Source organism: Altererythrobacter litoralis, assembly GCF_036324225.1.
In the GTDB taxonomy this organism is placed as follows: Bacteria; Pseudomonadota; Alphaproteobacteria; order Sphingomonadales; family Sphingomonadaceae; genus Erythrobacter; species Erythrobacter litoralis_A.
Window position 1 is genome coordinate 177,017 of sequence record NZ_JAZDQV010000004.1, and the last position, 18,963, is coordinate 195,979.

Genomic DNA, 18,963 nt, shown 5'->3' on the forward strand with positions numbered 1-18,963 from the left:
CGGGCGCCGCCCGCCCAATCGCGAGTCTAGATCAGCCCCAGTTTTTCCAGCTTGCCCGCAAGCCGCCCGGGCATGGCGTCACTCACGTCCTCGCCTTCCTCAAGGTCGCGCGGCGCGTCGGCATCGGCGAGATAGCGCCAGCCCTGGTGCGCGCGCTTTGGGCGCGGGTGGACCGAGACCAGCTTGGGTTCGAGCCAGATCGTCCAGCGCCCGTCGGGCCGCTGTTCGAATTCCAGTATCGGGCTGCGCGCCACGATCGTGTGGTCGATGATCCAGTAGAGTGACCCGCCGATCATCTCTTCGTGCCGTTTGGGCAGGTAACGCGTCGTCATCTCCGCACGCTCGCCGGCTTCGACCCAGCGGCGAAGGTTTTCGATGCTGCCAGAACGGTAGGCGATCTTGGTCATGTGGAGCGGCATGTGCGCCACATAGGGGCTTCAGCCTATCCCGCCAACCCGCTCGCGACCGCCAGCCCCAGGAAAGCGAAGAAGCCCATGCTGTCGGTGATCATGGTCACGAACACGCTGCTGGCGACTGCCGGGTCCTGCCGAAGACGTTCGAACACCACCGGCACCAGTACCCCGGCCATGCCAGCCACGATGATGTTCACGATCATCGCGGCGGCGATCACCGCGCCGAGGTGTGGAGTGAAGATTGCAGCTGTGCCGATCCCGATCAGCACGGCGATGGTGGCGCCATTGAGCAAGGCCACGCGCAATTCGCGCGCGACGATGCGCCAGGTGTTGGCGCGGGTGAGCTGGTTGGTGGCGATGGCGCGCACCGCAACTGCCATGGTCTGCGTACCGGCATTGCCGCCGATGCTGGCGACGATCGGCATCAGCACGGCCAGCGCGACCAGTTTCTCGATCGCGGCGCCGAACATGGCGATGATCGCACTGCCGACCAACGCGGTGCCGAGGTTCGCGATAAGCCAGCGCACGCGCGCGCCATAGGCTTCGAGGATCGGCTCGTTGATGTCGCCGTCGCCCGCACCGGAAAGCAGCAGCACGTCCTCACCGGCCTCTTCGGAGATGATGTGGATCACGTCGTCCACCGTCATCTGGCCCACCAGCCGCCCGTTCTCGTCCACCACGGCAGCCGAGATCAGCCCGTATTTCTGGAACATCAGGCCCAGTTCTTCCTGGTCCATCGTGACCGGGATCAGCGTCTGGTCGCGCTTCATCACGTCCGACAGCGCGATATGGCGCGGGGTGGTGAGGATCCAGCTGAGCGCGCAGGTGCCGACCGGGTGGTGCCGCTCGTCGACCACGAAGATTTCGAAGAAATCGCTCGAGATATCGAGCCGCCCGCGCAGGTAGTCGATCACGTCGCCCACCGTCATGTGTTCGGGCACGGCCACGAAATCGCGGCTCATCAGGCGGCCGGCGGTCTCTTCAGGATAGGCCAGCGCGCTTTCGATCGCCGCGCGGTCTTCCGCATCGAGTTCGGCCAGCACCGCCTGCTGGTCTTCCTCGTCCAGGTCTTCGATCAGCTGGACCGCGTCGTCAGTCTCAAGCTGTTCAGCGATGGTGGCGACCGCTTCTGCGGGCAGCGCCTCCATCATGTCTTCGCGGACGTAATCGTTGAGCTCGGCGATCACGTCCGAGCTCATCAGGTCAGTGATCGCGGCGGCCAGCGCTCCGCGCTCGTCGCGGTCGATCAGCTCGAACAGGTCGGCGATGTCGGCCGGGTGCAGCGGCTCGACCAGTTCATAGACCGCGCCCTTGTCGCCCTCTTCCAGCGCTTCGCGCACCGCGCGAAGATATTCGGGCTTGAGCCGGTTTTCCTCGTCGTGGCGCTCGTCGTCGATCCGGTCGTCAGGGCGCGCGCCTTCCTCTGGCGGGGCTTCCGCCAGCAGGATGTCGTCTTCGTCGAGGCGCGCTTCGTCGGACATGCGCACGGTCTAGGCGGGCAGGGCGAAAAGGCAAGCAGGAGGGTGACTCCGGCTGACAACTCATTATAGGCCAGCGCAACCGAAGGAGATTCAAAGATGGCCGATACGCTCACTTTCACGCTCGACACCGGCGATGGCGAACACAAGGATGTCGTCATCAAGCTGCGCCCCGATCTCGCACCGGGCCATGTCGAGCGGATCACCGAGCTCGCCAATGAAGGCTTTTACGACGGCGTGGTGTTCCACCGCGTGATCCCCGGCTTCATGGCGCAGGGCGGCGACCCGACCGGCACCGGCATGGGCGGCAGCGACAAGCCGGACCTGCAGGCCGAATTCAACGCACAGCCGCATGTGCGCGGCACCTGTTCGATGGCGCGGACCAACTATCCGCACAGCGCCAATTCGCAGTTCTTCATCTGCTTCGACGACGCGCGCTTCCTCGACAACCAGTACACCGTGTGGGGCCAGGTCGAGAGCGGGATGGAACACATCGACGCGCTGCCCAAGGGCGAGCCACCACGCGAACCGGGCAAGATCGTGAAGGCAACGGTTGCCTGACCGGTCCTGCAACGCTGAAGGAGAGGGCGGCCATGTGCCGCCCTTTTCATTGAACGCAGCGCGTAGGCGACGAAACACCATGATTGAATTGGGTTCTTGATTAACTCCGTTCGCCCTGAGCTTGTCGAAGGGCCGCAATTATCTTCCGACAGATCGCACGCAAAGAAAGGCAGTGCTTCAACCGTCTCTGCACAAACTGGGTTTGTGCAGGGTGATTGAACCCCGCCAGCATCGGCGCTAAAGCGCCGCCTCCGATGAAACCGACTGACACACCCAAGACCTACCGGGTCAAAAGCTTCGGCTGCCAGATGAACGTCTATGATGGCGATCGCATGGGCGAGATGCTGGCTGCGCGCGGGATCACGCCCGCGCCCGAGGGCGAGGATGCGGACCTGGTGGTGCTCAACACCTGCCACATCCGCGAGAAGGCGGCGGAGAAGGTCTATTCGGACATCGGCCGGCTGGTAAAAGCGGGCGAGGAAGCGGGCAAGAAGCCGCTGATCGCGGTCGCGGGCTGCGTCGCGCAGGCCGAAGGCGAAGAGATCATGGCGCGCGCCCCGGCGGTTTCCATGGTGGTCGGCCCGCAAGCCTATCACCGCCTGCCCGAAATGCTCGACAAGGCGGTGGCGGGCGAACGCGCGACCGATACGGACATGCCCGCGATCGCCAAATTCGATGCTCTGCCGCAGCGCAGGAAGATCGGCCCGACCGCATTCCTGACGGTGCAGGAAGGCTGCGACAAATTCTGCACCTATTGCGTGGTGCCATATACGCGCGGGGCCGAAATTTCCCGCCCTTACGGCGATCTGGTGAGCGAAGCGCAGAAACTGGTTGAAGCCGGTGCGCGCGAGATCACGCTGCTGGGCCAGAACGTCAACGCCTGGTCAGGCGAAGACGACAAGGGCAGGAGACAAGGCCTCGCCGGCCTGATCCACGCGCTCGCCGCGATCGATGGGCTGGAGCGGATCCGCTACACCACCAGCCACCCGATGGACATGGATGAGGCGCTGATCGCCGCGCATGGCGAAATCGCCAAGCTGATGCCCTATCTCCACCTGCCGGTGCAGAGCGGCAATGACCGCGTGCTCAAGGCGATGAACCGCAGCCACACCGCCGAAGGCTATCTGCGTTTGCTCGAGCGTTTCCGCGCAGCCCGGCCCGATATCGCGCTGTCGGGCGATTTCATCGTCGGTTTCCCGGGCGAGACCGAGGCGGAATTCGCGGGCACGCTGAGCCTCGTCGACGAAGTCAAATACGCGCAGGCCTTCAGCTTCAAATATTCGGCCCGCCCCGGCACGCCCGCCGCGACGATGGACGGCCAGATCGCCCGCGAAGTGATGGACGAGCGGCTGCAGCGGCTGCAGGCCGCGCTCAACCGCGACCAGCTGGCGTTCAACCAGGCGAGCGTGGGCAAGACCTGCGAAGTGCTGGTCGAACGCAAGGGCAAGCACCCCGGCCAATGGCTGGGCAAGTCGCCCTGGCTGCAAAGCGTGTGGTTCGAAGCCGATTGCGCGATTGGCGACCTCGTGACGGCAGAACTCGCAGAAGCGGGCCCGAACTCGCTGCGGGGTATCCCGAAAGTCGCGGCGCTGTCGTCAGTCGGCTGATGCCGTCTCGGGCTTGAGCTCGATCAGTTCGGGTTCTTCTGCCAACACCTGATTCCCGGCAGCCGCGGTCATTTCTGCGGGTGGGACCGTGGGGTTCGAAGGGTATTTCGTGCCGTCGAACTTGAGCAGGGCGCTGCCCGAAGGCCCACCGCCACCCGCGATCGCCACGGCAATGTCCTTCCACCCATTGCTGCTCGATTCCATCACCGCGATCGGGGTGCGCGACACGCTGATGTCGCCTACCTTGCGCCACATCGGCCCTGCGCTCGCCAGCACCAGCGTGTTGCAGCCGCCCGATCCGCACAGCATCGGCGAGACGACATGCACGATCGCTTCGTCTGCGCCGTCACTGTCGAGGTCGGTCCAGGCCACGGCATAGCTCAAGGGCAAATAGTCGGCATATTCCTGCGCCAGGAAATGCCGGATGTCCTCGTCGCGGCTCGCAGGCGCGGGCGACACATCCTCCGCCGCGGTCTCGGCCGGCGGTGCGGCCTCTTCGGGCTGCGAGCAGGCGGCGATTGTCAGAAGGATGGCAGGTGCAGCGAGCAGGCGGAGCATCGGATTCTCCCGGGCTTGTGAGCAGGGCGCAGAGGATGACGAGGCGCCCCGATTCTTTCAACCCGATTACTTTCCACTGCCACGTTGCGGGGGTTCGCTTGCCTTGGCCGCATTCGAGCCTAGATTCCGACTCGCTTAAGTCGAAAGGAGCGCATGGCCCGCAAACCTGCCAGCAAGCCCGCCCGCGGACCCGGAAACACCGTATCCGCCTTTCCAGAAGTCGCGCGCGAACCGCGCCGCGCCCGGACCGAGATGAGCTTCGAAGACCAGTCGCTGCTCGGCCCGTTGTTCGGACAGTTCGACGCCAACCTCGTGCAGGTGGAGAACCGGCTCGGCACTTTCATCTCGGCGCGCGGCGACCGGGTTGTGATCGAGGGGCCGGAAGACAGCGTGGCGCGCGCCCGCGACGTGCTCCAGACCATGTATGACCGGCTGGCGCGGGGCGAGGACCTCGACGCCGGGGCGATCGAATCGCTGATCGCCATGTCGAACGAGCCGACGCTGGAAGGGATCATAAGCGGCGAACTCGATGCGCCGCCGATCATGATCCGCACGCGCCGCAAGACGATCGTTCCGCGCAGCGCCAACCAGATCCCCTACATGCGCCAGCTCGCGCGTGACGACATCATCTTCGCGCTCGGCCCGGCGGGCACCGGCAAGACCTACCTCGCGGTGGCGCAGGCAGTGGCGCAGCTGATCAGCGGCAGCGTGCAGCGGCTGATCCTGAGCCGCCCGGCGGTGGAAGCGGGCGAGCGGCTCGGCTTCCTGCCCGGCGACATGAAGGAAAAGGTCGATCCCTATTTGCGCCCGCTTTACGACGCGCTGTATGACTGCATGCCGCCCGAGCAGGTCGAGCGGCGGCTGGCCAGCGGCGAGATCGAGATCGCGCCGATCGCCTTCATGCGCGGCCGCACGCTGGCTGACAGCTTCATCATCCTCGACGAGGCGCAGAACACCACGCGCGAACAGATGAAGATGTTCCTCACCCGCTTCGGCCAGAACAGCCGCATGGTGGTGTGCGGCGACCCGAAGCAGGTCGATATCCCCGGCGGCGACCGGATGAGCGGGCTCGCCGATGCGGTGGGGAGGCTCGAAGGCGTCGATGGCATCGCAGTGACGCGCTTCACCGCGGCGGACGTGGTGCGCCACCCGATCGTGGGCCGGATCGTCGAAGCCTATGAAGGCAAGGCGGAGTAGCGGAGCGAGGACAGCAAGCTTTTCTGGGGTCGATAGGCGAATGGCTCGCCTGCGTGGTGGAAGCATTTGCCATGGTTGCTTCTTCTCAGTTCCCTTATGGGAATTTGCACCGAAGGATAGATTGAGTCCTGTCACTGCGGTGAGATCGCGTGCCCAACCGCTTCCTTGCGAAATCGGCCAATGGAGAATGCCAAATGAAAGCCGAAGACGAAGGCCCGCTGTATGTCGGAACCTGCTTTTGCGGAGCGGTCGCGATCGAGGCAACCGGGGCGCCAGCCGCGATGGGATATTGCCACTGCGAGTCCTGCCGATCCTGGTCTGCGAGTCCGATCCATTGCTCGACGATCTGGGCTGCGGAGGATGTCCGGATTACGCAAGGCGCGCAACAAGTGGCAACTTTCCACAAGACCCGGGAAAGCATCAGCCACCGCCAGTTCTGCCGCAACTGCGGCGGCCACCTCATGATCGCACACCCCACCCTGGGCGTGGTTGATGTGATGGCGGCAACTCTGCCCGGCCTTGAATTCGAGCCGATCCTTCACGTCAACTATGCGGAGACCGTTCTGCCAATGATGGACGGCTTGCCCAAATATCGCGACTTCCCAATCGAGTTTGGCGGTTCGGGCGAGACGGTGCCAGAGTGATCGTTACGCCATAAATGTGTTGAATGGCGCTTTTCCGCTTTTGGTTACTCACTGACCGAAGCGCTACGCAGGTTCGGTGGCTTTTGGCTGAGCGGAAGTGGCTCCCTTGTGCGCTCGTTGCGGGACGAGCAGAATGAGCAGAATGATCGTGCCGATGAGCACCGCCGATGCGGTAGTTCGGCTGAACTCAAGCCCTCCCTTTGCAATCGGCTTGTCGAGGAAGTCTCCCACCGTTGCGCCAAGCGGGCGCGTCAGGATGAACGCGGCCCAGAACAGAATGACGCGGTCGATTGCGGTCTTCCAATAACACAGCGCGATGATGGCAAGCAGCGCACCGAAAATCGCTGCCGCGCCGAGATAGCCGAGCGAGCCGTCCGCCACCCAGTCCCCTAGTGCGGTGCCGAGCGTTTGCGAGAAGGTGATCGTTATCCAGTAGAAAACCTCAGAACGGGGTTCGTGGACGTCGGCAACATTGACAGAACCGAGCGCGCGATACCAAGCGGCCAGGCTGCCCAGCACCAACGCAAGAAGCAGGATCGATCCACCGGGATAGCCAATCCCCATCGACCGGGTCGCGAAATCCGCCATGGTTGTTCCCACCGTCGTCGAGGCGACGATAGTGCTCCAATACAGGTACGGATGGAATTGGCGCGCCCTGATCTGGGCTGCCACCAGCAGCGCGAGGGCTGCGGCGAAGATAGCGGTTCCAACAAGGTAACCGTTAATGCCGGAATGCCCCGCTTGAGCGGTCGTTTCGCCCAGCCAGCTCATGCTCACGGCATCACCGGCGGTTTCGCCGAAGGTCGTTGCCAATATTTTGATGACCCAGAAGCCCAGAGTGATGGCTGGGACCTTGCTCAGTGCGTCACGCTCGACCGAATCCATGCAGGACCTCGCGCAATCAGGGAGTCCAAGCAGAGCGCCTTTCGCCATGAACGGTGCTTGAATGGCATCCTCGCACCTACGTGAGGAATCCGCTCCAACACCTCTTCTTTCCTACTCGCGCTGTCCGCGCTAGGTGGCAGGCATGAGCCACGCATTGCCAGTCCTTCGTTTCGCCGGTTTTTGCAGGTCTGCGCGGGGCACAGGCTTTTTTGCTTTAAGACAGTGTCGCATGTGTCGCATCGCTGGCTGCGATCCGGCGTACGGGGCGGCCTGATGCAGCTCGATATCGACATCGAGGGCTGGCCTGGCCCGGATACAAAAGCGCGCGAGTGGGAGGAACTGGCCGAACGCGCGGCGCAGGCTTGCGGCGCTATCGTGCCCGAACTCGCCAATCCGCGCCTCTACACCAGCCTGCTGTTCACCTCCGACGAGGATGTGCGCACGCTCAACCGCGAATGGCGCCAGCGCGACAAGCCCACCAATGTGCTGAGCTTTCCGATGCTCGAGCGCGAGGAATTGCTCTCGCTCGCCCCGGACGGCCCGCCCGAAATGCCCCCCTTGCTCTTGGGTGATCTGGCGCTGGCATATGAGACTTGCGCGCGCGAGGCGGAGGAAAAGGGCGTGCCGCTCGAACATCACGCAACGCATCTGATCGTTCACGGATTGCTCCATCTTGCCGGCTTCGACCATGAGACCGGCGATGAAGATGCGGACAAGATGGAAGCACTGGAGATAGCGATACTTGCAAAAGTGGGTATCGCTGACCCATATGGTGACCGCGAAACTTGAGAAGGACGCTTTGCAGGGCCATGCCCGATTCCCCATCCCCCGCCGGAGACGCGGACAGTAGCGGCGGGCTTTTGCCCGCCTTGCGCAAATTCCTGAAGATCGGCGAGGGCGATCGCTCGCTGCGCGCGCAGCTCGAAGAGGCGATCGACGAACACGAAGACGAACAGGGCTCGGAAACCGCACCCGAAAGTGCCAGCGGCGATCTCTCGTCGGTCGAGCGCCAGATGTTCCGCAATTTGCTGCATTTCAGCGAACACGATGCGGACGATGTCGCCGTGCCGCGTAGCGAGATCATCGCGGTCGAGGCCACGATCAGTTGGGAAGACATGGTCGCGGCCTTTAGCGAGCACGGCCATTCGCGCATGCCGGTCTATCGCGACACGCTCGACCATGTGATCGGGATGATCCACATCAAGGATGTGTTCCCCTATCTGGCCGACCGTATTCCGCCGCCGAAGGACTGGACCACGCTGATGCGCCAGCCGCTCTATGTGCCGCAGGTCCGCGGTGCGCTCGACGTGCTGGCAGACATGCGCGCCAAGCGTACGCACCTCGCGATCGTGGTCGACGAATTCTCGGGCACCGACGGGCTTATAACGATCGAGGACCTGGTCGAGGAAATCGTCGGCGACATCGAAGACGAGCACGACGACGCGCCCGAAGCGCTGATCGTGCCGATCGGCGAGGGCATGTGGGATTGCGATGCACGGGCAGAGCTCGACGATGTCGCCGAACTGGTCGATCCGCGCCTCGCCGAAGTCGAGGAGTCGGTCGATACTCTGGGCGGGCTTGCCTATGTCCTGGCCGAGCAGGTCCCCTCGGTGGGTGCTGTGGTCCAGCATCCCAGCGGCTGGCGGATCGAAGTGACTGCGGGTGACGAAACGCATGTCACCCGGCTGCGCCTGCACGCTCCCGCAGATGCAGAAACGGCAAGCGACGAATAAAAAACTCGCAGCAGGTTCGATTTTTTGCACCCTTTTTGGTGGGTGGCGCGTATCTGCAGCAGGATTAAGAGAGAGATGATGCCCACTCGCCGCCTTCCGCCCCTGCGCGCCCTAGAGGCCTTCATGCGCACCGTGCGCCTTGGCTCGGCGCGCGCGGCGGCGGAAGAGATCGGCCTGAGCCCCTCGGCGCTGTCGCGGCGGATCAGCAATCTCGAGGATTTCGTCGGCAAGAAGCTGTTCACTCGTGCGCGGCAGTCGATGCAGCTGACCGACGAGGGGCAGGCCTTTTACGAAGCGGTCAACCCGCACATGGAAGCGCTGGCGCGGGCGGTGGAAAGCCAGTCGGACAATATCTCGCTGCTACGGCTCAGGCTGGGCGTGCTCCCGCTGTTCGGCAGCCAGCGGCTGTTCCCGCACTTGCGGGAACTGCGCAAGCGGCACCCGCTGCTGCATATCGACATCGATACCGGGCCGCATCTGGAAGACCGCGTGGGCGATACGCTCGACGCTGCGATCATCCTGTCGCGCGGGCCCGAACGGGGACTGCATGCGGTGAGGCTCGATCACAACATGGTGCATGCGATCTGCAGCAAGGAGATGGCGGAAGCGCTGGGCACGGAGGTCGACCCGGCCAAGCTGGCAAAGCAGACCTTCCTGATCCACAACGAGCTTCCTGCCAGTTTCGAGGCGTGGAAGAACGAACTGGGCCTCGTCGACTTCGATCCGGCCGCGATCGACCATTACGATTCGGGCCAGCTGATGCTCGCTGCCGCGGCGCAGGGGCTGGGCATCGCGATCATGCATGACGATCACTTCCGCCGTGCCGGGGACAACCGCCTGACCAACCTCTATGGGGTCGAAGTCGAAAGCCCCTATAGCTACTGGTTCGTCTGCAAGCCGACCGCGCTTGAATCGCGCCCGGTGCGGCTGTTCCACGACTGGCTGATCAGCGCCGGGCTTTGAGCCCTATTCGATCGGGATGTTGCGTTCGGGCGCCTGGTAACGGACCGGACCGACCGAGAACTCGAAATCGCGCAGTGGCTTGCCGAGCGCGTTCACGAGAGCTTCCTCGATGCGGTTGCGCGCCTCTGCGGCGATCGCCTTGCGCCCGTGGTGGTCCTCGGGGCTGAACGGCTCGAGGAAGTGGAGTTCGAGCGGGTAGGAGCCGCGTCGCGCGAGCACGCGCTTGGCATTGTTGACCCCGCTTTCATCGCCCACCCAGCCGATCCATTCGGCGATCTCGCCGTAATAGAGCATTACCGGCTGGACCAGCACGTTCGCCGGCGGAGGCTCAAGCACACGCAGCATGCTGGTCTTGAACGGCAGCAGCGACTGCCCGTCGGTAACGGTGCCTTCGGGGAAGACGGTGACAGACCAGTTGTCGCTCAGCGCCTCGCGCAGGTCGTTGATCTGCGCCGCCACGCCCATGCGGTTCTCGCGCTTGACGAAGACCGTGCGGTTGAGGCGGGCGAGCCAGCCCACCACCGGCACATCGCCCAGCTCGGCCTTGGAAACGAAAGCGGTGCCGCTCGCCCCGGCGAGTGCGAGGATGTCGATCCAGGAGATATGGTTGGCGATGAAGAACACGTCGCGCTTGAGCGGCGTGCCCACTACCTTCACCCGCGCTCCCGCCACCCATGCGGCAAAGCGCAGGAAATACATCGGGAAGGGGGAGCCATAGGCGAGGGTACGGAAAAGGTAATGCAGCGGCGTGAGCACGAGCAATGCCAGAACCAGTAGCAGCCCGCGCCAGCACAGCCGGGCCCATCCCATCGGGCTGATCGGGGTTGGTTCGCCGCGCGCTGCGGCGGCGCGCAACTCGGCGTCAGTCGTCGCGCGAGAGGCGGACGCCATAAAGCTCCATCCGGTGGTCGACCAGGCGATAACCGAGTCGTTCGGCAATGACCCGCTGCAAAGCTTCGAGCTCGGGATCGACGAATTCGACGACCTTGCCCGTTTCGACGTCGATCAGATGGTCATGGTGCGCTTCGGGAGCAGCTTCGTAGCGCGCGCGCCCGTCGCCAAAATCGTGGCGGTCGAGAATGCCGGCCTCTTCGAACAGGCGCACCGTGCGATAGACCGTGGCGATCGAAATCTTCGGATCGATCGCCGACGAGCGCTGGTGCAGCAGCTCGACATCGGGATGGTCTTCGCTTTCCGACAGGACGCGCGCAATCACGCGGCGCTGCTCGGTGATGCGCAGCCCCTTGTCGGCACACAATTGTTCAAGATCGATTTTTTGCGGCAAATATCCCTCCGCCGGGTAAGGTGAGCGCTCAGTGATCCGATACCCTGTATCGGCACATGGCGCTCACCTCAAGCTGCAGGCAAGCCGGATCAGGCGGCTTTCTTGCGCCGACCGCGCTTCTGGCCGGGCATCTTGCCCAGGCCGATCTGCTTGGCCAGCTTGCGCCGAGTGTCGGCATAGTCGGGAGCAACGAGCGGATAATCCGACCCCAGGTCCCACCGCGCTTTGTACTGTTCTGGCGTCATGCCGTGTTCGGTCGACAGGTGGCGCTTGAGCATCTTCATCTTCTTGCCGCAATCGAGGCAGACGATGTGATCCTTCTTCACCGACGAGCGCACCGACACAGCAGGTTCGGGCCGCTCTTCCTTCACCGGCATGGCGCCGCCAAGCGATGACAAGGCTGCAAACACATTGGTGATCAGAGACGGCACGTCTTCAACACCGACATTATTGTTGCTGACATGCGCGGCAACAATATCGGAAGTGAGCGTGATCAGCGTCTCCTTCATTTCTGCTTCAGTCGTATCCATGAGTTCCTCGTATTTCTTTCTTTTGATCGGATTTTTGCTCCGACCAAAAATACATGAACCTCGACCCGTGAATTTGCAACCACAGAAGGTGGATAAATTTACCTTAACTAGTAATTGTGATGATCAAATCGAAAGGCCGAAAGTAATCGCGTCCATGCGGGTGCCATCGGCAAACAAGTAATAGGCCTTGCGTCGCCCAATCGGCTCGAATCCGACCTTGTGATAGAGCGAAGATGCGGGGTTGTTCTCGCGCATTTCCAGAAAGATACGTTCTGCCCCGCGCGCCCGGGCATCCTGCGCAAGTTGACGGATCAGCGCCTCACCAATACCTCTCCGGCGAAACTCCGGCCGCACCGCAATCAGCAGCAATTCTTCTTCACCGGGTGCATGGCGAGCGAGCACGAAGCCGGCTGCCAATCCGGACGCGCCGGCATCGGCGTTAACCAAATCGCCCGAGGAGTCGACAAGCAAGACGAAGACATTCGGCATGGCCAGCGAGTCTTCGATCTGTCGGCGATTCCATGCCTCGCCCCAGGCCGGATCGAAGGCCGCCTGCATCACCTCCATGATCTGGTCGACCCGGCAAAGCGGAGGATGGATGGGGCCGCTCATTACGCCTTGGCCTCGCCGGGCAACTTTGCATCGGGGCCGCGCCCATAGATCGGAGTGAGGTCACTGCCGAGGGTGCTTTCGTGCAGGAGCGGCACCGCGCTTGCATCCGGCAATATGTCGAGCGCGGTCGCGCCGCCGCCCAGAAGCTCAGCCAGTTCCTTTGCGCGATTGCCGGCGACGAGCTTGGAGCGGCATGAGGCGGCGGCTTCAGCCGGCGCAAGCGAGTGCACTTCGCCAAGCGGCCCCGCGTCGCCGAAATCCTGCACGAAACATTCGCCGTGTCCGCCGTTCATGCAAACAGTGACGGGCTGGTCCGGAAGATCGGCGCGAGCCATCGCGGCCACCAGCGCGAGTGTGGGATAGCCCAGCACTTCGGCCTTCCAGGCGAAACCCAGCGCTCGCGCAGTCGCGATCCCGATCCGGACCCCTGTGAAGCTGCCCGGGCCGCGCGACACGAGAATGCGCCCGGCCTCGCCCTTGCCGGGCAGCGCAGCAATCATCGGCACGAGCTGTTCGGCATGGCCGCGGCCCAGCACGCGGTGGTCGCGTGCGATGAGCTCCGTCCCGTCGAACAGAGCGACTGAACAGGCTTCAGTGGCGGTTTCTATCGCTAGCGTGCGCATCCCCGCGCGATGCCTCAAGCCTGCGCGCGGTTCAAGCGTGTCAAATCACAGGATGCGGTTGAACTTGTCGAAGGCGGGGCGCGGGCTGCGGTCGAAAATACTGGCGGGGTCGCCATAGCCGATCGAGCAGATAAAGTTCACCCGGTGGCGCGGTTCGTCGCCGAAGAAGGCGGCGTTGACCGCGTCAGGACTGAAGCCCGACATCGGCCCGCAATCGAGCCCGAGCGCGCGCGCAGCGAGGATCAGGTAGGCGCCTTGCAGCGAGGAATTGCGGAAAGCGCCTTCCTTGCGGCCTTCCTCATTGCCTTCGAACCAGCTCTTCGCGTCGGTGTGCGGGAACAGCCAGGGCAGTTGTTCGTGGAAGTCGATGTCATAGGCCACAATCGCAGTGACGGGCGCGGCCAGAATCTTGGCCTTGTTCCCTTCGGACGCGCAATCGGCGAGCTTCTGCTTGGCGGCACGCGACTTCGCCCACACGATCCGCGCCGGCTGCATGTTGGCCGAAGTGGGCGCCATCTTCATCAGGTCGTAGATCGCATGGAGTTGCGCGTCGGTAACCGGCTTGTCGAGCCAGCCGTTATAGGTGCGCGCTTCGTTGAAGAGCTGGTCAAGCGCTTCGCTGGACAGCACGTGATCGTGGAATTGCTTGGTCATGGCTTGCCCCCCGGCTGGCGCGCTTCAGGCGGCGCGAACTTCGATAACTTCGGGCACGTAGTGCTTGAGCAGCCCCTCGATCCCGTGCTTGAGCGTGGCGGTGCTGGATGGACAGCCCGAACAGGCGCCCTGCAGCGTGAGATAGACGACCCCGTCCTTGAAGCCGCGATAGGCGATGTCGCCGCCATCGCCTGCCACCGCAGGGCGGACGCGGGTTTCGAGCAGCTCGTTGATCTGTGCTACGATGTCGGCATCGGCCGGGTCTTCCTCGACCAGCAGCGCCTCGTCAGCTTCGGGCGGAACGCTGATCCCCGAGGCGTCGCCGCCTGCGAAAAGCGGGGCTTCGGACACGAAATGATCTAGCAGGATCGCGACCACCTGCGGCTTGAGCGCGGTCCAGCCGGTGCCGGGTGCGGCGGTCACGCTGATGAAATCGCTGCCGAAGAACACGTTGGTTACTTCGCCGGTATCGAAGATCGCTTGCGCCAGCGGACTTGCTTCGGCGGCTTCGGGCGTGGCGAATTCGCGCGTGCCGCTGGCCATCACCTGCCGCCCGGGCAGGAACTTCAGGCTGGCGGGGTTCGGCGTGGTTTCGGTCTCGATGAACATGCAGTCCATGTAGGTACGGCGCAGCGCCGCGGCAAGCGGGCAAAGCCGCGCTCCATTCACTATCCCTTCACCTGTTGAACCCTTATAGTCGCGCCCATGACTGCGTTGTTCTGCGCCATCGGCGCGTTCGCCCTGCTGGTTTCCCCGCTGGCCGCCCCGCTTCCGCTTGCTGCGCAAGAGGCACCTGTTGCTGTGCCCGCTCCGCAAGCGCCGCCAGCCTCGCTGCAATCTGGCGACGAAGTGCCGTGGCTCTATCAGGGCAGCGACATCCCCGTCGATCGCGAGTGGCTGTTCGGCGAGATGAAGAACGGACTTCGCTATGCAGTGCGCGAGAATGGCGTGCCGCCGGGGCAGGTTTCGATCCGGATCCGGATCGACGCCGGTTCGCTGCACGAAACCGACAAGGAGCAGGGCTATGCGCACCTGCTCGAGCATATGCTGTTCCGCGAGAGCAAATACCTTGGATCGGGCGAAGCGATCCCGACCTGGCAGCGGCTGGGCGCGACGCTGGGGCATGACACCAATGCCGAAACCACGCCGACGCACACGGTCTACAAGATCGACCTGCCGGCGATCACGCCCGAGGGGCTGGAAGAGAGCTTCAAGCTGCTGTCCGGCATGGTGCGCGAACCGGTGCTGAGCAACGCCAATATCGCCGCTGAAGTGCCGATCGTGCTCGCCGAAATGCGCGAGCAGAGCGGGGCGGGGCAACGTGTGAGCGAGCAGACGCTGGCGACGCTGTTCGCCGGGCAACGGCTGGCCAATCGCCGCCCGATCGGAACCGAAGCCACTCTGCGCGCAACCGACCAGGCCAGCCTCGAGGCATTCCACCAGCGCTGGTACCGCCCGGAGAACACCGTGATCGTGGTTGTGGGCGATGTCGACCCGGTCCAGTTCGCCCGATTGATCGAACGTTATTTCGGCGATTGGCACGGGCAAGGCCCGGCAGTGCCCGCACCCGATTTCGGCGATCCTCTGGCGCCTGCCGGTGCGGACGGCAGTAATCCAATCGGCGAAGTGGCGGTGGCGGTGGAAGCCGACATGCCGCGCAACATGACCTATGCCGTGATGCGGCCATGGCGCCAGGTGCAGGACACGGTGGTCTATAATGAAGGGCTGATGCTCGATGCGGTGTCGCAAGCGATCATCAATCGCAGGCTGGAATCGCGCGCGCGGAGCGGCGGCAGCTACCTCTACGCAGAAGTGCAGCAGGACGACATCTCGCGCTCCGCCGACGCCACTTTCGTCAGCTTCGCGCCGCTCGACGGCGATTGGCAGGCAGCGCTGGCCGACGTGCGCGGCGTGATTGCCGATGCGCTGTCGCACCCGCCCACACAGGAAGAGATCGACCGCGAAGTGGCGCAGTTCGACACCACTTTCGCGAGCGAGGTCGAACAGCGCAAGGTGCTCGCCGGGGCCAAGCTGGCCGACAATATCGTGCGCGCGCTCGATATCCGCGAGACGGTTGCGTCGCCTGAGACGGCGCTGGCGATCTTCCGCGGGATGCGGGCGCGGTTCAACCCTGCCAATGTGTTCGAGCATACGCGCAAGCTGTTCGAAGGCGATGTGGTGCGCGGCATCTACGTCACTCCGCAGGGTGACGAAGCGAGTGCGGCGCAGCTGCGGCTGGCGCTGGCCCGCGATGCCGATCCCGATGGCGCCTCGCGGCTGGCCAATCGCACCATCTCTTTCGACAAGCTGCCGCCCGTCGGCAAGCCTGGCGAGATCGTCGAGCGCAAGCCGCTGGGCCTGCTCGATATCGAGCAGGTCGATTTCGCCAATGGAGTGAAAGCGATCGTGTGGTCGAACAATGACGAGCCGGGCCGCGTCTCTGTCAAGGTGCGGTTCGGCGGCGGTTATCGCAGCTTCACCGATGCCACTGCACCCTATGCCACGCTGGGCGAAATGGCGCTGGTTTCCTCGGGCATCGGCGAGCTCGACGAGGACGATCTCGACCGCCTCGTGACCGGGCGCAAGATGGCATTCGATTTCGAGATCGGCGATGCCGTGTTCAGTTTCGGCGCGCAGACCCGATCTGCCGACGTTGCCGACCAGCTCTACCTCTTCGCCGCCAAGCTCGGCATGCCGCGCTGGGACCGCAACCCCGTGCTGCGCGCCAAGGCGGCGGCGGAAATCGGCTATGCGTCTTACGCCACCAGCCCCGCAGGCGTGCTGGCACGCGATCTCGAATATCTCGTCCGCGACAAGGATGCGCGTTTTGCCACGCCCGATCCGGCGATGATGAAGGGCACCACGCCTGAGGGTTTCCGCGAGTTCTGGGAAGCGCGGATGGCCGAAGGGCCGGTCGAAATACTCGTGATCGGCGAGTTCGACCGCGAGGCCGTGGTCGAAACCTTGCGCCGCACCTTTGGCGCCTTGCCGCCGCGCGTGCCGCTCAGCCCCGAAGTGGCAGCGCGCGTGCCTGCATTCCCTGACGCAGACAATGGTGCGCCGGTGGTGCTGAAGCATCGCGGCGATGCAGACCAGGCCGCGGCGGTCATCGCCTGGCCCACTGGAGGGGGCACGGCGCGCCTGCGCGAGTCCCGCCAGCTGTCGATCCTGGTCGACCTGTTCAACAACAGGCTGATGGATGCGCTGCGCGAACGGCTGGGTGCGAGCTATGCCCCGGCGGCGATCTCCGACTGGCCGACCGATTTGCCCGGCGGCGGGACGATCCGCGCACTGGCGCAGCTGCGGCCCAAGGACGTGCCGGTGTTCTTCGCCGAAGCAGACCGGATCGCGCAGGACTTGGTCGAGAACCCGCCCAGCGAAGACGAAATACAACGCGCGGCGCAGCCGCTGGGCCAGCTCTATAACCGCGCGATGACCAGCAATATGTTCATCCTGCTCCAGCTCGAAGGCGCGACCAGCGATCCGGGCCGGGTCGAGCTGATCCGCAGCCTTGTGGCCGACCATTCGGCGACGCGGGGCGAGATCATGCAGCTGCTCGCACGCCGTTATTTTGGCGGGCGACCGGGCTGGCGACTGGCGGTAATTCCCGAAGGGCAGGAGCTGGCGCGGGCGGCAAACGACAACGAGCGTACCGAGGCGAAGCACCCGCAGGTGCCCGCTATCTCGGGGCGCTGACAAGTCTGGCTTGGGAATGGGCTTGAAATTTTGTTATCGTTTCGGCCCGATCAACTTTGCATTTCTGAGACGGCGCGTGTAACCGCGCCTGCTCGATTGACCTTACAGAGACAGTGAACGTGGCGCAGAATTGGACTCCCGAGGGCTGGAAGGCCCATGAAGCGCGGCACTTGCCGCAATATGAAGATGCAGCCGAACTGGCCGCAGCGGAGACCACGCTTGCGACCTATCCGCCGCTCGTCTTCGCGGGTGAAGCGCGCGCGCTGAAGGCGGAATTGGCCGATGTGGCGCAGGGCCACGGCTTCCTTCTGCAGGGCGGCGATTGCGCCGAAAGCTTTGCCGAGTTCCATCCGAACAATATCCGCGATACCTTCCGCGTGCTGCTGCAGATGGCGGTCGTGATGACCTTTGCCAGCAAGCGCCCCGTCGTTAAGGTGGGGCGCATGGCGGGCCAGTTCGCTAAGCCGCGCAGCTCGCCCACAGAGACGCAGGGCGACGTGACCCTGCCGAGCTACCTCGGCGACAATATCAACGGCATCGAGTTCGAACCCGAAGCGCGCCGCAACGATCCGGCGCGGATGGTGAAGGCCTATTCGCAAGCTGCGGCCACGCTTAACCTGCTGCGCGCCTTTGCCGGCGGCGGTTACGCGAACCTGCGCCAGGTGCATCAGTGGACGCTCGATTTCATGGGCCGCACGCCTTGGGCCGACCGCTTTAGCGACGTCGCCGACCGGATCGGCGAAGCGCTCGACTTCATGGAAGCGTGCGGGATCGATCCGGCGACCGTGCCGCAATTGCAGGGCACCAGCTTCTACACCAGCCATGAGGCGCTGTTGCTCCCTTACGAGCAAGCGCTCACGCGGCGCGATTCGCTCACGGGCGACTGGTACGATTGCTCGGCACACATGCTGTGGATCGGCGACCGCACCCGCTTCGAAGGATCGGCGCATGTCGAGTTCCTGCGCGGCGTCGGCAATCCGATCGGCATGAAGTGCGGGCCCAGCCTTGAATCGGATGCGCTTCTGCGCCTGCTCGACACGCTCAATCCTGCGCGCGAAGCCGGGCGGATCACGCTGATCAGCCGCTTCGGCCACGACAAGGTCGAGGAAGGCCTGCCGCGGCTGGTGCGCGCCGTGAAGCGCGAAGGCCATCCGGTGGTATGGAGCTGCGACCCGATGCACGGCAACGTCATAAAGTCCGACAGCGGCTACAAGACTCGCCCGTTCGACCGCATCCTGTCCGAAGTGAAGGGCTTCTTCGCGGTCCACCGCGCCGAAGGCACCCATCCGGGCGGCATCCATATCGAGATGACCGGGCAGGACGTGACCGAATGCGTTGGCGGTGCGGTGGCGATCACCGACGATGCGTTGGGCGATCGCTATCACACGCATTGCGACCCGCGGCTCAACGCGGCGCAATCGCTGGAGCTGGCTTTCCTGCTCGCCGAAATGCTTAACCAGCAGGCGGGCGAGCGGCAGGCGGACGCCGCCTGAACCACGCCCGGCGCTACCGGGACTCCATCGC

Annotated in this window: 20 protein-coding genes; 9 read left to right on the forward strand and 11 right to left on the reverse strand. The window is 64.1% G+C overall.

Annotation, left to right across the window (positions count from 1 at the left end):
• Positions 1-26: 26 nt before the first annotated feature.
• Together VRS74_RS05905 and mgtE are read right to left on the reverse strand one after the other, a co-directional pair.
• Positions 27-419 carry a DUF1489 family protein gene (locus VRS74_RS05905; protein WP_354144322.1) on the reverse strand — a complete coding sequence of 131 codons (393 nt, stop codon included), beginning with the start codon at positions 417-419 and terminating at the stop codon, positions 27-29.
• A gap of 23 nt (positions 420-442) precedes the next feature.
• Positions 443-1,894 (reverse strand): magnesium transporter, encoded by a 1,452-nt coding sequence (gene mgtE, locus VRS74_RS05910; protein WP_354144323.1) that lies wholly within the window; start codon positions 1,892-1,894, stop codon positions 443-445.
• Between the two features lie 96 nt (positions 1,895-1,990).
• Here mgtE and VRS74_RS05915 point away from each other — a divergent pair, with 96 nt between their 5' ends.
• The gene (locus VRS74_RS05915) at positions 1,991-2,452 is read left to right on the forward strand and encodes a peptidylprolyl isomerase (protein WP_354144324.1); all 462 of its coding nucleotides are present in this window, start codon (positions 1,991-1,993) and stop codon (positions 2,450-2,452) included.
• Between the two features lie 254 nt (positions 2,453-2,706).
• Positions 2,707-4,059 (forward strand): tRNA (N6-isopentenyl adenosine(37)-C2)-methylthiotransferase MiaB, encoded by a 1,353-nt coding sequence (miaB, locus tag VRS74_RS05920; protein WP_354144325.1) that lies wholly within the window; start codon positions 2,707-2,709, stop codon positions 4,057-4,059.
• Here the strand turns inward: miaB and VRS74_RS05925 are convergent.
• Complete coding sequence (locus tag VRS74_RS05925; protein ID WP_354144326.1) at positions 4,048-4,617, reverse strand: COG3650 family protein; 570 nt, start codon at positions 4,615-4,617, stop codon at positions 4,048-4,050. The genes miaB and VRS74_RS05925 overlap by 12 nt on opposite strands.
• A gap of 252 nt (positions 4,618-4,869) precedes the next feature.
• Between VRS74_RS05925 and VRS74_RS05930 the strand changes: the two genes are divergently transcribed.
• Positions 4,870-5,814 carry a PhoH family protein gene (locus VRS74_RS05930; RefSeq protein WP_354144392.1) on the forward strand — a complete coding sequence of 315 codons (945 nt, stop codon included), beginning with the start codon at positions 4,870-4,872 and terminating at the stop codon, positions 5,812-5,814.
• A gap of 194 nt (positions 5,815-6,008) precedes the next feature.
• Entirely contained in the window at positions 6,009-6,458 is a 450-nt protein-coding gene (locus tag VRS74_RS05935; protein ID WP_354144327.1) for a GFA family protein, read from the forward strand.
• Between the two features lie 63 nt (positions 6,459-6,521).
• On the opposite strand, the gene VRS74_RS05940 is transcribed toward VRS74_RS05935, so the two are convergent.
• Positions 6,522-7,343 (reverse strand): COG4705 family protein, encoded by an 822-nt coding sequence (locus VRS74_RS05940; RefSeq protein WP_354144328.1) that lies wholly within the window; start codon positions 7,341-7,343, stop codon positions 6,522-6,524.
• Between the two features lie 273 nt (positions 7,344-7,616).
• Here VRS74_RS05940 and ybeY point away from each other — a divergent pair, with 273 nt between their 5' ends.
• From ybeY to VRS74_RS05955, 3 genes are all read left to right on the forward strand, one after another.
• Positions 7,617-8,132 carry an rRNA maturation RNase YbeY gene (ybeY, locus tag VRS74_RS05945; RefSeq protein ID WP_354144329.1) on the forward strand — a complete coding sequence of 172 codons (516 nt, stop codon included), beginning with the start codon at positions 7,617-7,619 and terminating at the stop codon, positions 8,130-8,132.
• Positions 8,133-8,152: 20 nt separating this feature from the next.
• Positions 8,153-9,076 (forward strand): hemolysin family protein, encoded by a 924-nt coding sequence (locus tag VRS74_RS05950; RefSeq protein ID WP_354144330.1) that lies wholly within the window; start codon positions 8,153-8,155, stop codon positions 9,074-9,076.
• A 78-nt stretch (positions 9,077-9,154) separates the two neighbouring features.
• Positions 9,155-10,039: a LysR family transcriptional regulator gene (locus VRS74_RS05955; RefSeq protein WP_354144331.1), complete on the forward strand. Its 885-nt coding sequence runs from the start codon at positions 9,155-9,157 to the stop codon at positions 10,037-10,039.
• 3 nt (positions 10,040-10,042) lie between these two features.
• Here VRS74_RS05955 and VRS74_RS05960 read toward each other — a convergent pair whose 3' ends face one another.
• From VRS74_RS05960 to VRS74_RS05990, 7 genes are all read right to left on the reverse strand, one after another.
• Positions 10,043-10,930, reverse strand: coding sequence for a lysophospholipid acyltransferase family protein (locus tag VRS74_RS05960; RefSeq protein ID WP_354144332.1), 888 nt, complete (start codon positions 10,928-10,930; stop codon positions 10,043-10,045).
• Positions 10,902-11,324, reverse strand: a complete 423-nt coding sequence (locus VRS74_RS05965; protein ID WP_354144333.1) for a Fur family transcriptional regulator — start codon at positions 11,322-11,324, stop codon at positions 10,902-10,904. Before VRS74_RS05965 ends, VRS74_RS05960 begins: the two co-directional genes overlap by 29 nt.
• Positions 11,325-11,413: 89 nt before the next feature.
• Positions 11,414-11,854, reverse strand: a complete 441-nt coding sequence (locus tag VRS74_RS05970) for a Ros/MucR family transcriptional regulator (protein WP_354144334.1) — start codon at positions 11,852-11,854, stop codon at positions 11,414-11,416.
• 123 nt (positions 11,855-11,977) lie between these two features.
• The gene (locus VRS74_RS05975; protein ID WP_435521378.1) at positions 11,978-12,421 is read right to left on the reverse strand and encodes a GNAT family N-acetyltransferase; all 444 of its coding nucleotides are present in this window, start codon (positions 12,419-12,421) and stop codon (positions 11,978-11,980) included.
• Between the two features lie 44 nt (positions 12,422-12,465).
• Positions 12,466-13,089, reverse strand: a complete 624-nt coding sequence (gene tsaB / locus VRS74_RS05980; protein WP_354144336.1) for a tRNA (adenosine(37)-N6)-threonylcarbamoyltransferase complex dimerization subunit type 1 TsaB — start codon at positions 13,087-13,089, stop codon at positions 12,466-12,468.
• Positions 13,090-13,134: 45 nt separating this feature from the next.
• Entirely contained in the window at positions 13,135-13,743 is a 609-nt protein-coding gene (locus tag VRS74_RS05985) for a malonic semialdehyde reductase (RefSeq protein WP_354144337.1), read from the reverse strand.
• A gap of 24 nt (positions 13,744-13,767) precedes the next feature.
• A complete protein-coding gene (locus VRS74_RS05990; protein WP_354144338.1) occupies positions 13,768-14,352 on the reverse strand; it encodes a NifU family protein in 585 nt (194 codons plus the stop codon).
• 96 nt (positions 14,353-14,448) lie between these two features.
• Between VRS74_RS05990 and VRS74_RS05995 the strand changes: the two genes are divergently transcribed.
• Positions 14,449-17,439 carry a M16 family metallopeptidase gene (locus VRS74_RS05995; protein ID WP_354144339.1) on the forward strand — a complete coding sequence of 997 codons (2,991 nt, stop codon included), beginning with the start codon at positions 14,449-14,451 and terminating at the stop codon, positions 17,437-17,439.
• Between the two features lie 119 nt (positions 17,440-17,558).
• Positions 17,559-18,932, forward strand: coding sequence for a class II 3-deoxy-7-phosphoheptulonate synthase (locus VRS74_RS06000; RefSeq protein ID WP_354144340.1), 1,374 nt, complete (start codon positions 17,559-17,561; stop codon positions 18,930-18,932).
• Positions 18,933-18,963: the final 31 nt, after the last annotated feature.

Excerpts from the sequence above, each read along its gene's own strand:
- VRS74_RS05905 (WP_354144322.1), bottom strand. The coding sequence starts at position 419 with ATGCCGCTCCACATGACCAAGATCGCCTACCGTTCTGGCAGCATCGAA.
- mgtE (WP_354144323.1), bottom strand. The coding sequence starts at position 1,894 with ATGTCCGACGAAGCGCGCCTCGACGAAGACGACATCCTGCTGGCGGAA.
- VRS74_RS05915 (WP_354144324.1), top strand. The coding sequence starts at position 1,991 with ATGGCCGATACGCTCACTTTCACGCTCGACACCGGCGATGGCGAACAC.
- miaB (WP_354144325.1), top strand. The coding sequence starts at position 2,707 with ATGAAACCGACTGACACACCCAAGACCTACCGGGTCAAAAGCTTCGGC.
- VRS74_RS05925 (WP_354144326.1), bottom strand. The coding sequence starts at position 4,617 with ATGCTCCGCCTGCTCGCTGCACCTGCCATCCTTCTGACAATCGCCGCC.
- VRS74_RS05930 (WP_354144392.1), top strand. The coding sequence starts at position 4,870 with ATGAGCTTCGAAGACCAGTCGCTGCTCGGCCCGTTGTTCGGACAGTTC.
- VRS74_RS05935 (WP_354144327.1), top strand. The coding sequence starts at position 6,009 with ATGAAAGCCGAAGACGAAGGCCCGCTGTATGTCGGAACCTGCTTTTGC.
- VRS74_RS05940 (WP_354144328.1), bottom strand. The coding sequence starts at position 7,343 with ATGGATTCGGTCGAGCGTGACGCACTGAGCAAGGTCCCAGCCATCACT.
- ybeY (WP_354144329.1), top strand. The coding sequence starts at position 7,617 with ATGCAGCTCGATATCGACATCGAGGGCTGGCCTGGCCCGGATACAAAA.
- VRS74_RS05950 (WP_354144330.1), top strand. The coding sequence starts at position 8,153 with ATGCCCGATTCCCCATCCCCCGCCGGAGACGCGGACAGTAGCGGCGGG.
- VRS74_RS05955 (WP_354144331.1), top strand. The coding sequence starts at position 9,155 with ATGCCCACTCGCCGCCTTCCGCCCCTGCGCGCCCTAGAGGCCTTCATG.
- VRS74_RS05960 (WP_354144332.1), bottom strand. The coding sequence starts at position 10,930 with ATGGCGTCCGCCTCTCGCGCGACGACTGACGCCGAGTTGCGCGCCGCC.
- VRS74_RS05970 (WP_354144334.1), bottom strand. The coding sequence starts at position 11,854 with ATGGATACGACTGAAGCAGAAATGAAGGAGACGCTGATCACGCTCACT.
- VRS74_RS05975 (WP_435521378.1), bottom strand. The coding sequence starts at position 12,421 with ATGGAGGTGATGCAGGCGGCCTTCGATCCGGCCTGGGGCGAGGCATGG.
- tsaB (WP_354144336.1), bottom strand. The coding sequence starts at position 13,089 with ATGCGCACGCTAGCGATAGAAACCGCCACTGAAGCCTGTTCAGTCGCT.
- VRS74_RS05985 (WP_354144337.1), bottom strand. The coding sequence starts at position 13,743 with ATGACCAAGCAATTCCACGATCACGTGCTGTCCAGCGAAGCGCTTGAC.
- VRS74_RS05990 (WP_354144338.1), bottom strand. The coding sequence starts at position 14,352 with ATGTTCATCGAGACCGAAACCACGCCGAACCCCGCCAGCCTGAAGTTC.
- VRS74_RS05995 (WP_354144339.1), top strand. The coding sequence starts at position 14,449 with ATGACTGCGTTGTTCTGCGCCATCGGCGCGTTCGCCCTGCTGGTTTCC.